Genomic DNA, 1212 nt, shown 5'->3' on the forward strand with positions numbered 1-1212 from the left:
TTTCCCATGCTTTAGAGTCCCTTGGCGGTATGTTGAATAACCTTGGATTGTCATTGGTAAAGATGTGTACGGTTCTTCCATATTTTGCCGGTGAACAGGGGTGTTCACAGAAGCAGCCACGTTTCCGGTTTGATTTCGGGCACCGGTATTTTGCCCGGTGTTTGGCAGCTTCATATCCATCTTTATGCATACGTAAGCCCAATTTACAGACAGGGACACCATTGTCATCGATTGTGAAATCGTCCTTATAGGTAAAATGCCCGGTATGTCCGGGATTGAGGTCGATAAACGGTGTGATATCTTCCCGTCTACAGTAATCATAAACAGCGTAAGCGTCGTGTGCGGAATCCAGAAGGAGCTTTTCAATCCGGAATTCCGGAAGATACGCTTTCATGGTGAAAAAGGAATGCAGGAAGGAAAGCATGTCATGCCGGGAGGCCCGCTCTAAAAGCGGAAACACAGGGAGGTCGCTGAAGGAATCGGAAGCCACATACATGTAGAGGTGGTATCCGAAGAAATAACATTCCCGGTGGGAGTCCCATCCCCAGTTACAGTCGGGTTGGGAATAATAGCGTTTACAGTTACAAGAAGAACAGCCTTTCTCCTTACAATCGCAGATGCGCTTTTTGCGCTGCTGTGCGGCAGTACGGACAGGGGTGCCGTCACCGGCAAGGGCCAGGTGCCGGGGATTAACCAGCCCCCTGTGGATGGACTGGTCCAGGAATTGCTGCTGATAAAGCCGGAAAATGAGGGAAAAGGGATTCTCAGGCTTTAAATGCCAGCGTTCCAGCAGGGGAAGAAGCCTGGAAGCCATGCTGGAAGAATCGCAGGGAGTCTTATCACCTTTCCTCTTCCCCTTGGGAGTTTTCTTCATTTTAGGGAACCGGTCTTTCGGGGAAAGGTTGTTGGAGTCATGCTGCCAGATGCGGGAAAAGAAATCATAAAAAGTCCCAACACCAGGGGTATCCCCGAAAGAGAAACCGCTGAGGATGGCATAAAGGGGAGTTTCCTTAAGCATGCGGCACCAGACAGTGATGGAAGTCACTTTCAGTTTCAAAGCGAGCAGATAGGAGCGCAGCATGCAGGAAGGGAGCCGTGGCGGCGAGCCAAAGACAGAGTAGCAGTCCCGCATGATGGAATCCGTCTGGGAAAGGTCGAGGTACCAGAACTGCACGATATAGTCCCAGGTGCTTTTGGGAAGCACAAAGGGAT

1 protein-coding gene is annotated in these 1212 nt (G+C 50.5%); it reads right to left on the minus strand.

Annotated features, from left to right (window positions below):
* Positions 1–1212 (minus strand): hypothetical protein (locus tag NSB25_RS29035; protein WP_172455340.1); only part of this gene is annotated, 1212 nt, incomplete at both ends.

The organism is Acetatifactor muris (genome assembly GCF_024623325.1).
GTDB lineage: Bacteria > Bacillota > Clostridia > Lachnospirales > Lachnospiraceae > Acetatifactor > Acetatifactor muris.